The sequence below is a fragment of the Sulfitobacter sp. G21635-S1 genome (assembly GCF_027213915.1).
Taxonomy (GTDB): Bacteria; Pseudomonadota; Alphaproteobacteria; order Rhodobacterales; family Rhodobacteraceae; genus Sulfitobacter.
The window spans coordinates 21,988-36,257 of the sequence record NZ_JAPWGV010000018.1 but is presented as its reverse complement, the minus strand read 5'-3'; the positions used below and the strand labels follow the sequence as shown (position 1 = coordinate 36,257).

14 protein-coding genes are annotated in these 14,270 nt (G+C 62.2%); 8 read left to right on the top strand and 6 right to left on the bottom strand.

Going from position 1 to position 14,270, the window contains the following annotated elements; all coding sequences use genetic code 11:
• The first annotated feature begins 36 nt into the window (after positions 1 to 36).
• From O4H53_RS16900 to O4H53_RS16885, 4 genes are read left to right on the top strand one after another with little or no spacing between them, the layout of a single operon-like run.
• Positions 37 to 1,731, top strand: a complete 1,695-nt coding sequence (locus O4H53_RS16900; protein WP_269365646.1) for a hydantoinase B/oxoprolinase family protein — start codon at positions 37 to 39, stop codon at positions 1,729 to 1,731.
• Positions 1,728 to 3,776, top strand: a complete 2,049-nt coding sequence (locus tag O4H53_RS16895) for a hydantoinase/oxoprolinase family protein (RefSeq protein ID WP_269365644.1) — start codon at positions 1,728 to 1,730, stop codon at positions 3,774 to 3,776. Before O4H53_RS16900 ends, O4H53_RS16895 begins: the two co-directional genes overlap by 4 nt.
• Before the next feature lie 16 nt (positions 3,777 to 3,792).
• Positions 3,793 to 4,410, top strand: a complete 618-nt coding sequence (locus tag O4H53_RS16890) for a cysteine hydrolase family protein (protein ID WP_269365775.1) — start codon at positions 3,793 to 3,795, stop codon at positions 4,408 to 4,410.
• On the top strand, positions 4,407 to 5,264 hold the full coding sequence (locus tag O4H53_RS16885; protein ID WP_269365642.1) for an isocitrate lyase/PEP mutase family protein: 858 nt from the start codon (positions 4,407 to 4,409) through the stop codon (positions 5,262 to 5,264). Before O4H53_RS16890 ends, O4H53_RS16885 begins: the two co-directional genes overlap by 4 nt.
• Before the next feature lie 182 nt (positions 5,265 to 5,446).
• On the opposite strand, the gene O4H53_RS16880 is transcribed toward O4H53_RS16885, so the two are convergent.
• Genes O4H53_RS16880 through O4H53_RS16870 form a run of 3 tightly spaced genes read right to left on the bottom strand, consistent with a single transcriptional unit; the run spans position 5,447 to position 7,478 of the window.
• The gene (locus O4H53_RS16880; protein ID WP_269365640.1) at positions 5,447 to 5,920 is read right to left on the bottom strand and encodes an aromatic-ring-hydroxylating dioxygenase subunit beta; all 474 of its coding nucleotides are present in this window, start codon (positions 5,918 to 5,920) and stop codon (positions 5,447 to 5,449) included.
• A complete protein-coding gene (locus tag O4H53_RS16875; RefSeq protein ID WP_269365637.1) occupies positions 5,917 to 7,257 on the bottom strand; it encodes an aromatic ring-hydroxylating dioxygenase subunit alpha in 1,341 nt (446 codons plus the stop codon). The genes O4H53_RS16880 and O4H53_RS16875 overlap by 4 nt, the downstream gene beginning before the upstream one ends.
• A gap of 11 nt (positions 7,258 to 7,268) precedes the next feature.
• Entirely contained in the window at positions 7,269 to 7,478 is a 210-nt protein-coding gene (locus O4H53_RS16870; protein ID WP_269365635.1) for a hypothetical protein, read from the bottom strand.
• Between the two features lie 111 nt (positions 7,479 to 7,589).
• Between O4H53_RS16870 and O4H53_RS16865 the strand changes: the two genes are divergently transcribed.
• The 4 genes from O4H53_RS16865 to O4H53_RS16850 all read left to right on the top strand — a co-directional run bounded on the left by O4H53_RS16865 (position 7,590) and on the right by O4H53_RS16850 (position 11,085).
• Positions 7,590 to 8,123, top strand: a complete 534-nt coding sequence (locus O4H53_RS16865; protein WP_269365633.1) for a MarR family winged helix-turn-helix transcriptional regulator — start codon at positions 7,590 to 7,592, stop codon at positions 8,121 to 8,123.
• Positions 8,124 to 8,202: 79 nt separating this feature from the next.
• The gene (locus tag O4H53_RS16860; RefSeq protein ID WP_269365631.1) at positions 8,203 to 9,222 is read left to right on the top strand and encodes a TRAP transporter substrate-binding protein; all 1,020 of its coding nucleotides are present in this window, start codon (positions 8,203 to 8,205) and stop codon (positions 9,220 to 9,222) included.
• A 50-nt stretch (positions 9,223 to 9,272) separates the two neighbouring features.
• Positions 9,273 to 9,779: a TRAP transporter small permease gene (locus tag O4H53_RS16855; protein WP_269365629.1), complete on the top strand. Its 507-nt coding sequence runs from the start codon at positions 9,273 to 9,275 to the stop codon at positions 9,777 to 9,779.
• Positions 9,772 to 11,085, top strand: coding sequence for a TRAP transporter large permease (locus O4H53_RS16850; RefSeq protein WP_269365627.1), 1,314 nt, complete (start codon positions 9,772 to 9,774; stop codon positions 11,083 to 11,085). Before O4H53_RS16855 ends, O4H53_RS16850 begins: the two co-directional genes overlap by 8 nt.
• Before the next feature lie 156 nt (positions 11,086 to 11,241).
• Here the strand turns inward: O4H53_RS16850 and O4H53_RS16845 are convergent, their stop codons facing one another.
• The 3 genes from O4H53_RS16845 to dctP are packed head-to-tail and all read right to left on the bottom strand — an operon-like array spanning position 11,242 to position 14,168.
• Complete coding sequence (locus O4H53_RS16845; protein WP_269365626.1) at positions 11,242 to 12,579, bottom strand: TRAP transporter large permease; 1,338 nt, start codon at positions 12,577 to 12,579, stop codon at positions 11,242 to 11,244.
• Between the two features lie 18 nt (positions 12,580 to 12,597).
• Entirely contained in the window at positions 12,598 to 13,095 is a 498-nt protein-coding gene (locus tag O4H53_RS16840) for a TRAP transporter small permease (RefSeq protein WP_269365624.1), read from the bottom strand.
• A 59-nt stretch (positions 13,096 to 13,154) separates the two neighbouring features.
• Positions 13,155 to 14,168 carry a TRAP transporter substrate-binding protein DctP gene (gene dctP, locus O4H53_RS16835; RefSeq protein WP_269365623.1) on the bottom strand — a complete coding sequence of 338 codons (1,014 nt, stop codon included), beginning with the start codon at positions 14,166 to 14,168 and terminating at the stop codon, positions 13,155 to 13,157.
• Positions 14,169 to 14,270: the final 102 nt, after the last annotated feature.

Below are 14,270 nucleotides of genomic sequence, written 5' to 3'. Positions count from 1 at the left end.
ACATCGCCAGGGGGCGCAGAAGACAAGAGGCAGGCCATGGCCGAGATTGACCCGATCACCCTCGCCGTGCTGGCGGGACGGATGGAACAGATCGCCGATGAGATGGACGCGACCCTGTTCCGCGCGGCCTTCAACCCGATCATTGCAGAGGCGCATGACGCCAGCCATGGTCTTTATCACGCATCCACGGGTGACACGCTGGTGCAGGGCAAATCCGGGCTGCCGATCTTTGTCGGGGTCATGGCATTTGCGGTCAAGGCGGTCATCGACAAGGCCGCCGCCGATGGCGATCTGGCCGACGGGGACATCTATATTTTCAACGACGCCCATATCGGCGGCACGCATCTGAGCGACATGCGGCTGGTGCGGCCCTATTATCGCGATGGCAAGCTGTTCTGTTACCTCGCCTCTGTCGGGCATTGGCATGATGTGGGGGGCGCGGTGCCGGGCAATTACAACCCGGCGGCGACGGATGTGTTTCAGGAGGCCTTCAACCTGCCCCCGGTCAAGCTGGCCCGCGCGGGCGAGATCAACCAGGACATCATCGACATCCTGCTGCGCAATACCCGCCTGCCGCAATCGGCAATGGGTGATCTGAACGGCCAGCTGGGCGCGCTGGATCTTGGCATCCGGCGGATGGATGAATTGCTGGACGCCTATGGCGCCGACACGGTGCGCGCGGCACTGGATGCCCTGGGCGACCGGGCCGAGGCGCTGATGCGCGCCGAGTTGGAGGGGCTGCCCGATGGCCGCTGGGAAGCCATGGATTACCTCGACAATGACGGTATCACCGATGAACCGCTGGCCATCCGGGTCGCGCTGGAAATCAACGGCGATGAAATGGTGCTGGATTTTGCAGGCTCCGCCCCGCAATGCGCGGGGCCGGTGAACATCGCCCTGCCCACCACCGTGGCTGCCGCCTATGTGGCGATCAAACATGTCTTTCCGATGCTGCCCGCCAATGCGGGCGTGATGCGCCCCATCGAGGTGCGGGTGCCGGAAGGGTCGATGCTGGCCGCGCAGTTTCCTGCGCCCACCGGCGGCTATACGGAGACGATCCTGCGGATGATCGACGTGATATTCTCTGCTGCCGCACAGGCGGCGCCGGACCGGATCGTCGCCAATGCCTATGGCACGATCAACGCGCTGTCGATTGCGGGCAAGCGCAGTGACGGGCGGCCCTGGGTCATGTTCAGCTTTTACGGCGGCGGGCACGGCGCATCGCTGGAGGGTGACGGGCTGAACCACGGCAATGCGCCGATCTCCACCGCCACCATTCCGCCGATGGAGATCCTCGAAAGCGTCTATCCCGTGATGTTCCGGCAATGGGCCCTGCGCCCGGACAGTGCGGGCAATGGCATGTATCGCGGCGGACTGGGGGCCATCTATGAAATAGAGGTCCTGGAAGAGAATGGCGCGGAGGCCTTCCTGTTTGGCGAACGCGGGCGGTTCGCGCCCAAGGGGATCGCGGGCGGGGCGAACGCGGCATTGAACGTGTTCTCCTATGCGACCGACGAAGGTTTCGCGCATCCACCGCTGGTCTCGAAGATGCGGGGCATCAAGCTGCGGCAGGGGCAATCGGTGCGGCTGGAAACACCCGGCGGCGGCGGCTATGGCCCTGCCGCCGACCGTGCCGCCGCCGCCGTGGCGCGTGACGTGGCGCGCGGATTGATGTCTGCCGAACATGCGGATGAAGCCTATGGTTTGGCCTGGCGGGAGGTCACCATATGAAGATCGTCGGCGTCGATGTGGGCGGTACATTTACGGATGTCTTTGTCCTGAACGAAGCGGACGGCACCGCTGCGGTCGCCAAGGTTCCCACCACGCGCCCGGATCAATCGGGCGGTTTCCTGACCGGGATCGGCGAACAGGTGGAAGACCTTTCCGATATTTCGGTCGTGGTGCATGGCACGACGGCGGGCACCAATGCCCTGCTGGAACGCAAGGGTGCAAAGATCGGCGTGATCACCACCATGGGGCTGCGCGACGTGCTGGAAATGCGCCGCCGGGACCGGCCCCGCACCTGGGGCCTGCGCGGTGATTTCGAACCGGTCGTAGACCGGCGGTATCGTCTGGAAGTGCCGGAACGCACCCTGGCGGATGGCACGATCCGCACGCCCGTCGATCTGGACACCGTGCGCGCGGCGGCAACCACGCTTGCCGGTCAGGGCTGCGCCGCCATCGCCATCCTCTTTGCCAATTCCTATGCCAATCCCGCGAACGAAGCGCTGGCAGTTCAGGCCGTGCGTGCCATCTGGCCCAATGAACATGTCTCCTGCTCCTCGGAAATCCTGCCGGAAATCCGCGAGTTCGAACGTTTCTCCACCACCGCGCTGAACGCCTATCTGCAGCCGGAAGTCTCGGGCTATCTCGACCGGCTGGAAACGGCGCTGAAGCAGGGCGGGTTCGGCGGTGAATTCATGATCGTGCAGTCCAATGGCGGGGTGATGGCTGTCGATACCGCCTGCAAGGTGCCGGTGCGCACTGCATTGTCAGGGCCTGCGGCAGGGGTGATCGCGGCGGGCTACATCGCCTCCACCGCAGGCTTTCCCGATGTGATCACCGGCGACATGGGCGGCACATCCTTCGATGTGTCGCTGATTGCGGGCGGGCAATCCATGCTGTCCCCGCAAACCTCCATCGACTTCGGCATGGTGGTACGCACCCCGATGATCGAGATCACCACCATCGGTGCCGGCGGTGGCTCCATCGCCTGGGTGGACAAGGGCGGGTTGCTGAACATCGGCCCCGAAAGCGCGGGGTCAAATCCCGGACCGGTGGCCTATGGGCTGGGCAACGACCGGCCCACCGTGACCGACGCCAATGTGGTGCTGGGCCGGATCGACCCGGACAATCCCATCGGCGGCAAGCTGACACGGCTGGATGTGGAAGCGGCAGCACGGGCCATCGACGCCCATGTGGGCGCGCCGCTGAACCTCGACACCCATCAGGCGGCAGAGGCAATCCTGCGCGTCGCCAACAGCCGCATGGCGGGGGCGATCCGCCTGGTCAGTATCGAACGCGGGTTTGACCCGAAACGCTTTGCCTTCATGCCCTTTGGCGGTGGCGGTGCGCTGCACGCGGGTGCCATGCTGGCCGAGGTCGGCATCGCCCGCGCCATCGTGCCGCGGTATCCGGGGGTGACATCCGCCATGGGCTGCGTGATCGCGGACATGCGGCAGGACTTTGTCCAGACGATCAACGCACTGGTCGATCAGCTGGATACAGCGGTGCTTACCGGTTTCATGCAGGATCACGTCGACCGGGGCATGGCGATGCTGCGGGCGGCACAAACCACCTTCGAGGCGGGAAAGGTAAGCTTCGAACTGGACATGGCCTATATCGGTCAGACCCATACGGTTGCCGTCCCGCTGGAAGTAACGGTCGGCGATGGCATCGTGCAGCCCCCTGCCAGGGCACAGATCGAGGCCGCATTCGACGCCGCCTATACCGCGACATTCGGGCGGCTCTTGAAGAACGGCGTGCGGCGCGTCCTGAACCTGCGCTCGGCCGTGACGGGCATCCGGCCAAAGTTCGATCTGGAAACGCTGGCCCCCAGGGGCAACAGGATACCTGCCCCCAGGGCCACGCGCCGCGTTCATTTCGGCGATACCTGGCGCGACACGGCGATCTACGACCGGCTTGCCCTGCCTGTCGGCACCGAAATCACCGGCCCCGCGATCCTGGAACAACCCGATACCACGGTGCTGATCGAGCCGGGGCTGAAAGGCCGGGTGGATCGCTTTGGCAACACCATCATCACAGGTGACAGATGACAAAGGCGAAGATGACATGAGCCACCCCGAAACATGGGACCTGACCAGAACGGCCCTGCTGACAATCGACCTGCAAAACGACTTCATCCATCCCGATGGTGCCTATGGCCGCGCCGGTCAGGGCGCAGACAGCATCGCCGCCCTGCCCGACCGCATCGCCCCGCTGGTGCGGGCGCTGCGGGCGCGGGGCGGCACCTATATCTCGGCCCAGTTCACGCTGGTGCCCGGGCCGCAGGGTGTGCCGCTGATCGCAGCCCATCTGAAACAGCTGCGCCCCTTCCTGACCAAAGGGGACTTTGCCCCCGGCAGCTTTGGCCACAGGATCGTCGATATTTTGCACCCGGCGGATTTCGTGGTGGAAAAGGTGGCCTATTCCGCCTTCTACCAGACCCGGCTGGAATACATCATGCGCGCCCTTGGCCTGGAACATCTGATCGTGGGGGGCATCGTCACGAACGGCGGCGTCGCCTCCACCCTGCGGGACGCGCATCTGCGCGATATTGAAACCTGCATGCTGAGTGACGGCTGCGCCGCCTTCCGCGACGATGTGCATGAGGCAACGCTGCTGTCGCTGGGCACGGTGACGCACCAGATGACCTGCGCCGAGGCGCTGAAACTGTTGGAGGACGCATGACCCTGAAATCGCGGCTCGGCACCGGCAAGATCCTTGTCGCTCCGGGCGTCTATGACGGGCTCACCGCCGCCATCGCCCAGGCGGCGGGGTTCGAGGCGCTGTATCTGTCGGGTGCGGCCCTGGCCTATACAAGGCTCGGGCGGCCCGACATCGGGCTGACCTCGGCGACCGAAATGGCCGATACCATGGCGCTGATCGCGGACCGTGTTGAACTGCCGGTGATCATCGACGCCGACACCGGCTTCGGCAATGCGCTGAACGCCCAGCGCACGATGCGGCAATATGAACGCGCAGGCGCGGCGGCACTGCAGATCGAGGATCAGACCTATCCCAAGCGCTGCGGGCATCTGAAGGACAAGACATTGATCAGCGCTGCGGAAATGGCCGGGAAAATCCGCGCCATGACCGACGCCCGCCGCTCCGAGGATACGCTGATCGTGGCCCGGACCGATGCCATCGCGGTCGAAGGGTTCGGGGCGGCGACAGACCGGGCGGAAGCCTATCTGGAAGCCGGTGCTGACGTTCTGTTCATCGAAGCGCCCCGGACCCGCGCGCAGTTGCAGGAGATCACGGCACAGTTCAAGGGCCGCGTGCCGCTGCTGGCCAATATGGTCGAAGGCGGCGCAACCCCGATGCATGATGCCGGTGACCTGGAAACCCTCGGCTTTTCACTGGTGATCTTTCCCGGCGGCATCGTGCGCGCACTGGCCCGGACGGCGCAGGACTATTACGCCAGCCTCGCGACCCACGGAACCAACGCGCCCTTCGCCGGACGGATGCATGATTTCGACGGGTTGAACGAGGTGATCGGCACCACCGAGATGCTCGCGCGCGGCAAAACCTATGAAGGCTGAGATCCCTGGCAGGCCAGGCCGGGGGCGCTGCCCCCGACGCCGCAAGCGGCGTCTCCCCCGGTATATTTGGGGAACAATGAAACGGACAATGGCGCATCGTGCCACATTCATTGTTCCGTAAATACACGGGGTTTGGGGCAAAGCCCCAAGATTCTTTGGATCGAATGCGGCGCAGCCGCTCCTTATGGCAGCAGCTGAATGTTGCGGAAGGCCGCGTCGCAATTGACGATATCCACCCTTTTGTTGGCGATCCTGAGCGATCCGTCGACCAGCGCGAGGTCGTGTTTCGCGGTCAGCGCCAGCAATTGCTGTTCGTCCAGCCGCGTCTCGACGTAATGCATGAAGGTGGTGGTGACGAAGCTGTCGCCGTTCATCTCGTCCACGAAGGGGCGCTGGAGCACGTGGTGGCAGCGGCTTTTGGGTTTCTGGCTGAAGGTGCGCGCGCCGTTGAGGCGCTCCACCCGCAGTTTCAGCATGAAGAGATCCTCATACATCAGCGACGTGACGTTCAGCGGGTCGGTCTGCTGATAATCCAGCGGCATCCAGTAATGGCCGTCGGGCAGCCAGAGCGCCAGCCATTCGGTATAGCGGCCTTCGTCCAGCATCCGTGCCTCATCATAGATGAAGTCGATCACTTGTTCCCTGGTCACGCTCATTCCGCCGCCTCCCGCGCGGGGGTATCCCAGGTCATGAACCGCGCCCATGCGTCGAACTGGTTGCGCATCTGACGCTCGGTCGTGCCGTTCTCCACCACCTCTTCGGAAAAATCCTCTTCGCCCGTCCGCAGCCGCTGGATGTTGACCCATTCCAGGCCGTCGGCCTCCAGCCCCTCCTGCGCGCGTTCGTACATCTCAAGGTCATCATGGCCGACGATGGAGGTGGGCGCGTTGATCATCCGGTTGTACATCGCCGTGCGGGCAGTCAGTTCATCGGGCGCATCGACCAGCCGGTAGATATAGCTTTCCACCAGGGTCTTGTTCGCCGCCAGGGGAATGAAGATGCGCAACTGCTGGATCGGGCCCTTGATCATGATGTTGGGGAAATAGACCGTGTTATGGCGGTTCTCGTCCAGGATCGCCTTTGCCTTTTCCTCGCCATAGCTTTCCACCATCTTTTCGAAATAACCGGGGATCCGGGAATAATTGGAGTGGATCGAGTGGTTCACACCCGTGTGCCCGTGCCCGTTGGGCCAGGTGCGGATGCCCATGTTCTCGAAGAATTCGTAAGGGCTCATGAAAGGTGCGATGATCTCCATCGCCGGGGGTTTGGGCGCGTCTTCGGGCAGGTTCAGCTCTTCGTAGAGCTTTACCGCCGTGCCTGCGGAGGATTCATGGGCCACCATCGGGTGGCAGGTGTCGGTCTGGTTCTCCACCAGCATTTTCCAGTTGCAATGGTGCATGTAGCGCAGCGGCGGGCCTGCAACCTCAAGCCGTCCGGCGGGGGAACGGTCCACCATGTTGTCGAGCGATGACAGGCTGTCGCCGAAGAAATCTTCGAATGAAATGCCCTCATCGGCCAGACGGGCAAAGATGAAACCACGGTAGTTGCGCACCGCGCCCACGGCCTTCATGCCCCTGGCGCTCTCCGTCTGGTCAAGGCCGGTGTCGGCGTAGCCTTTCTTCAACGGGATCGCCAATAGGCACCCGTCGGTCTTGAAGGACCAGGCGTGATAGGGGCAGCGAAAGAACTTGCCGGTGTTGCCCTGCCGGTCGATGACGATCTTGGTGCCCTTGTGCGGACAGCGGTTGTAGAGAACATGGATGTCACCCGTGGAATGGCGCACCTGGATCACCGGTTGGTCGCCGATGGAGGTGGCGAAATAGTCACCCTTTTGCGGTGTCTGGCTTGCGTGACCGACAAAGACCCAGGCATTGGCAAAGACATGTTTCATCTCAAGCCGGAACACTTCCGGGTCGATATAGACATCGCGGTGGACCTGATGGCCCTCGAACAATGCAGCGGCGGCTGCGGGGTTACCGGAATACTTGCCCATCGGGTGCTCCTTCAGATGTCCCGTGTCAGCCGGGCGGATCTGGCCCGGATGACGCAGATATGCGTGACCCTGCCGCTGGCGCATGCCGCCCCGGACAGGTCCAGGGTATCACCGATCTGCGCCGCGATGCGAAATTTGTCGATGCGGCCGGTCAGCGGGGCAACATCGACGATCCTGCCGAACATGGTCTCCATCGGCTGTTCTCTTATGTCAACTAGCATGAAAAATCATATATTAGCCGTCAAGCCCTTTATGTGGTCCCTGTGCTCCGCTACATTGTTCCAAGCAAGTTGCTGCTGAACCAGGGCGGCAGACAGGAAGGAATTTTAAGGATGCAGGCACCGCGCGAGGAAACCGTTTCAGAGGCGGCACCCGGCTTTGTTTCGGACTATCTGCTGTACCTGCTGGCCGCTGCCAGCGAAGCGGCGAGCGCCCAGTTCCACCAGACCGTCCGCGCGGCGGGTCTGCGGGTCCCTGAATGGCGGGTGCTGGCCTGCCTGCTGGACGAAGACGGCGCGATGGTCACGCAACTGGCGACAGTTGCCCTGGCCGAACAGTCGCGGCTGACCCGGATCATCCTGCAAATGGAAAAGCGCGATCTTGTCGTCCGGCGCGGCGACGCCGCCGACAAGCGGCGGGTCCGGGTGCATCTGACACCCGAAGGCCGGCGCCTGGCCACCAGGCTGGTCGCCGAAGCCAAGGTGCACGAGGCGGAACTGATCCGGACATTGTCAGGGGGCGACGGCGCGCGGCTGAAGCCTGCATTGCGATCCCTGCTGGCAGCGCTTGAATCGGGAACTTCCGAAACGGCACGGCCCGGGACAGGTCAGAAAACGGGTTCACAAGTCAAAGAAAATATGGATTAATGAAAATGCATATAAATTTCACGACGGGTGAGTCCGGCTTTGTCGGCGACCGCTTGCGTGAAGGAAAAGGGAGTGAGACATGGGAAAGTTTACCAAATTCTTGACCGGCACGGCGCTGGTTCTCAGCATGGCAACCACGGCACAGGCGGCTGAAACCATCACGATCTCAAGCTGGCTGCCGCCCAGCCATCCGATCAACACAGGGATGCTGCAAGGCCTGATCGACATGATGGAATCCGCGACGGGGGGTGAAGTCACCGGCGAGATCAAGATGGGCCTTGCCCCGCCACCGGCGCAGATGGACCTGGTGATGGATGGCGCGGCGGATATGACGATCATCTTCCACGGCTATCAGCCGGGCCGTTTCGTCGGATCGAAGCTGATCGAAGTGCCCGGATACGAAGGCAGCGCCGAAGCTGCCTCGGTGGCCTATTGGCGGGTGCAGAAGGAATACCTCGATGCGCTGGACGAACACCGTGGGACCAAGCTGGTGGCGCTGACTACCCATGGTCCCGGGCAGATCCACTCCAACAAGGAGGTCAAGACACTGGCCGATCTGCAGGGGCTGAAAACCCGTCTGGGCGGCGGGGTGTCGGCCGATGTCGGGGCGGAACTGGGGCTTGTGGGCATTCAGGTGCCGGCGCCGAAAGTCTATGAGACGCTGGATTCCGGGGCCGCTGACGCCGTGGCCATGAACATGGGCGAGCGGATCAGCTTCAAGCTGAACGAGGTCGCCAAGAACGTCTATGAAATGCCCGGCGGCTTTTATCGCGGGTCTTTCGCGGTGATCATGAGTCAGGATAAATTCGACAGCCTGCCCGAGAACCTGCAGGCCGCGCTGGACGAACAGGTCTTTGGTGAAACGGCAAGCCGGATGATGGGTCAGGTCTGGGACGAAAGCGACGCAGAGGCGCGGGCACAGACCGAAGCGGCGGCAGACAATACCATCGTGACGGCCAGCGCAGAAGACCAGGCCACCTTTGCCGAAATGGGGCAACGGGTGCGTGACAAGGTTCTGGCGGAGCTTGAGGCCGCAGGTGTCGATGCGCAGGCGGCCTATGAGATGGTTGTGGCAGAGATGGCCAAAGAAACCAAATGACTGGTTCGGGCAGGGGTCATCCCTGCCCTTCCCTCACCCCTTGAGGTTCTATGCAACAGGTGATCAGATTCGCCCGCCTTGCTGCGGCCCTTCCGATGGCGGTGGCATCGCTCGCCCTGTTTGCGCTGATGGTGCTGACGTTCTGTGACGTGGTGCTGCGGTCGGCGCTGAATGCGCCGATCGAGGCTGCGACCGAATTGACCCGGATCGCCATCGCGATTGTGGTGTTTTCCGCCCTGCCGATCCTGTCGGCCCGCGAAGAGCATATTGCCGTCGATCTTGCCGATGGCCTCTTTGACCGGCTGCACTTCGCGCAGCTCAGGGATGGATTTGTCAATCTGATCTGTGGCGTGATGCTGTACTGGCCCGCGCAACGGGTCGTGGTGCTGGCCGAACGGGGCCGCAGCTATGGCGACATGACCGAATACCTTTCTATCCCCACATTTTACGTGGAATATTTCATCGCCATCATGACCTTTCTGTCGGCGCTGGTGCTGATCATCAAGGGGCTGCTGCACTGGTTTGCGCCCCGCGCGCTGGAGACCCTGCATGATTGAATCCTGCATCGGCTTTGCCGCCGTCTTCCTGCTGGTCCTGTGCCGCATTCCCATCGCCTTTGCGATGGGGCTGGTGGGCATGATCGGCTTTACCTATCAGACCAACTTCACCGCCTCGATTTCGATGGTGTCACGGTTGCTGATCGACACCTCGCAGGACTACGGGTTGTCCGTGGTGCCCTTGTTCATCTTGATGGGCCTGTTCGTGAACAAGGGCGGGATCAGCCGCGAGCTTTATGCCGTCTCCAATGCCTTTCTCGGGCATTTCCGGGGCGGGCTGGCGATGGCGACCATCGTGGCCTGCGGCGGGTTCGCGGCGATCTGCGGATCATCGCTGGCCACTGCCGCAACCATGTCCAAGGTGGCCATGCCGGAGATGCGCAAGTTCGGATATGCCGACAGCCTTTCGACCGCCTCCATCGCGGCGGGCGGCACGCTGGGCATCCTGATCCCGCCCTCGGTCATTCTGGTGATCTATGGGCTGCTGACGGAAACCTCCATCGGGCAACTTTTTATCGCGGGGATCATTCCCGGCGCGCTTGGCATCCTGCTGTATCTGGCGGCGGTCCGCTATACCGTGGCGCGCAATCCCGGTGCCGGGCCCGCCGGACCACGCGCGGGATGGGCGGAGCGTCTGGCTGCAGTCAAAGGCGTCTGGGCGGTTCTGCTGCTCTTTGGCCTTGTCATCGGCGGGCTTTACGGGGCGCTTGATTTCTGGCCGATCCACCTGGCCTTTTCGCCGACCGAAGCGGCGGGCATGGGGGCCGCAGGGGCGTTTCTGATTGCCCTGGCGCGGGGCGGGCTGAACTGGGCCGGCCTGCGCGATGTGTTGCAGGAAACCACGCTGACCACCGCCAGCCTCTTTGCGGTGCTGATCGGGGCCTGGATCTTTTCCAACTTCGTCAACCTCGCGGGCTTGCCCGAGGCCCTGCGCGCGGCTGTCAGTGCCTATGACGTGTCGCCCTGGGTGGTCATGGCGATGATCATCGCGATCTATATCGTTTTGGGCTGCATCTTTGAATCGATGTCGATGCTGCTGCTGACGGTCCCGATCTTCTTTCCCCTGGTGACCGGCCTTGGCTTTGACCCGGTGTGGTTCGGGATCATCGTGGTGGTGGTCACGGAAATCAGCCTGATCACCCCTCCCGTGGGCCTCAACGTCTTTGTGCTGAAGGGTGTGGTGGGCGATGTGTCCACCGGCACCATCTTTCGCGGGGTGACACCCTTCTGGATGGTCGACATCATCCGGCTGATCCTGCTGCTGGCCTTTCCCGCGCTGGTGCTGTTCCTGCCCTCACAAATGTAACGGAGCGCCATCCGGGGGATGACATCGACGTGCCCGACCATGTGACCGGGGTACGCCTGCCCCATCCCAAGTGGCTTTGACCCTGCGGCGGGGCGGGGAAAAACTTTTTGAAAAGTTTTGCCCGGAATTTTCGAAAATTCCGGCCCCCTTGGCCGTCTATTCGCCCAGGTTCGGCAGCCAGAGCGCAATCTGGGGGAAGATGATCAACAGCACCACCAGCAGAATCGCGCAGCCCATGTAAGGCAAGGCCGCCATGTAGATGTCGCGCATTGTGGTGTCAGGTGGTGCCACCCCCTTCATCACGAAGAGCAGCAACCCGAAGGGTGGCGTGGTAAAGCTGATCTCTAGCGCCATCAGGATGATCACCCCGAACCAGATCAGGTCAAAGCCCAGCGTCTGCGCCAGCGGGAAAAAGATCGGCACCGTCAGCAGCATCATGGAAAGCTGGTCCATGAACATGCCCAGCACCAGCAGGATGCAGAACATGATGACCAGCATCACAATGGGGTCAAAGTCGAACTGTGTCGCCCAGCGGATCAGCCCCGAGGACGCCCCTGAAAACGCCAGCAAGGCAGAGAAGGTGGCGGAACCGAAGATGATCAGCAGTGCCATGGTCGTCACCCGCAGCGCACCGGTGACCGAGGCCACGAAACTGGCCCATGTCAGCTTGCGGTAAACGATGGCCAGCAGCAGCACGCCGACACAGCCGAAGGCGGCGGATTCCGACGGGGTCGCCCAACCGTTCATGATCAGCAGGATCACCCCGACCACGATCGACATCATCGGCATGATGTCAAAGAACAGCAGCCGCATCTTTTCGGAAAACGCGGTCGGCTCGACCTCGTAGACCGGGGCGGCTGTCGGATCCCACAGGCAGAGGCCCAGGATCAGGATCACATAGAAGCACGCCAGCATCAGCCCCGGCACCACGCCTGCAAGCAGCAGGTCGCCCACATCCAGCGTTGCCAGTGTTGCCAGCAGAACCGCCAGCGCCGAGGGCGGAATCAGCATCGCCAGCCCCCCGGTGCCGAGGATCGGACCGATGGCCATGTGCTTCTTGTAGCCCTTCGCTTCCATCTCGGGCACCATGAGCGAGCCGAGCAATGCGGTGGAGCCCAGCGAGGATCCCGACAGGGTGGCAAAGGCCGTCCCCCCGGCGACGGTGACAAAGGAGAGGCGGCCGGGGATGCGGCCCATCAGTTTCTCGACCGCCGCGAACATCTTGTTGCCAAGGCCGGTGTGAAAGAAAATCTCGCCCATCAGCAGGAACATCGGCACCGGCATCAGGTTGAAGGTGGTCACCGTCGGCAGGGCGTTGTTGACCAATTGCCCGATCCCCCGCGACATCTGCCGCAGCAGGTCACCGTTGCCACCCATGAAGTAGGTCGCGCCGATCATGTTGGCGGCGATAAAGGCCAGGGCCACGGGGATGCCCATGAACATCAGGAACAGGATCATCCCCAGAAGGAACGACAGCGCGTAATACCATTCCATCAGAACGGGCCTTTCGAGTTATTCATGAACGCCCGCCTGCCCGGAATGCAAGGTTTCCGCACCAAAGACGAAGCGCAGGAAATTCAGGGCCATCAGGCCAAAGCAGACCGGCATGGAGATCAGCAGCATCCATTTCGGCATGTCGAGCGACCGCATGTCGGCATCGCCAAAGTGATAGGCCCGCAGCGTGGTCGCGCCCGAATACCAGACCAGAACGAGGCAGATCAGCACGCAAAGGAGCGCGACAAAGCGTGAAAACGGCTTGCTTACCGCAGTCGGCAGCGCGGCGGTCAGCAATTCGATGAACACATGCCCCTTCAGCCGGACAAGCCAGGGGGAGGCCGCCATGACGATATACAGCAGCCCGTATTCGGAGAAGGTAAAGATGTGTGACGAGCCGGAATGGTTGAAAGACCGTGCCGTCGCCTGGAAGACGATGCCGAACATGATCGCCACCAGATAGGTCCCGGCAAGGATCGCAAGCAGATTACAGATGGCGTCGAGCAGTTTCAGCACAAGCGGCCTCCGACACGAAGAAGGGCGCGAAGATTACGCTCCGCGCCGCTTCGTTGATCTTATTCAGGGTGATAGAGCTTGCGCATGGTCTCGTAGCTGCCGCCATCGTCGCCCATTTCCTGCAACCGGGTCTCCATCCGGCCCCAGGCGGCGTCTTCGGCCAGCTTGAGATAGGCCGCAGCACCTTCATCGGACATGGCCACGAACTGCATCCCGCGTTTCTCCAGCTCGGCGCGGTCGGCTTTCACCGTCTCCTGCCGGTCGTTGTAGGATTTCTCTTCCCATTCGATCACGACCTGTTCGATCAGTTCCTGGCTTTCAGGCGACAGCGCGTCCCAGCTTTCCTTGTTGAAGATCACACCGATGTCGGTGTTGTAGAAGGGCGGCTCCACCGCGTATTTCATGAACTCGTCCCACTTGAGGTCCATCAGACCGATCTCTGTCCAAGCGGCAGCATCGACAACGCCCTTTTCCAGCGCGGCGTAAACTTCCGTCGCGGGCATGGAGGCCGTGGTGGCGTTCAGCGCCTCGAAGAAGGCGTGATAGATCGGGTTGTCGCGCAGTTTGACCCCGGTCAGGTCCAGCACGCCGTTCTCGTCGAACTTGGGTTCGGTGGAGGTGTAGATGTGGAACTTTACCCCGCCGTCGATCCAGCCCAGGTGCCGCACGCCAAAGCGTTCCTGGTGGGCCATGTCCATCGCTGCCGCTCCGCCATTCGCGCGGGCCTCCAGCGGTGTGACAGTCGCGGCAACCATTGCGTCGATCTCCGGCACGGAGGCGCCGTAGAAGGAACCGGGTATATGGACCATGTCCACCACGCCATCCCGCACGGCGGCGGGCTGCTGGAACATGCCGATCGCCTCGGGGCCGCCGCGCACGTCAATCTGGACGATCCCCTTACCGCGCTCGTTGATGTCATCCACCATGGCGAGGAAAGTCTTTGTATAGACAAGGAATGTCGGGAAAGCATGGGTTGCCGACACCCGATCCTCTGCAAAAGCGGCGGTCGCGGTCAGTGCAAGTGCCGCCACAGCTGTCGTGGCCCTGAAGGCCAACCTGTTGAACATTGTCATTTCAGTACTCCCAGTTGGTCTCGTTTTTATTCTTCCAATATATGCATTTTCATGCAACTAAGACAACGGAAATCGCGAAAGCATATCTGCTTTCAACCGCAG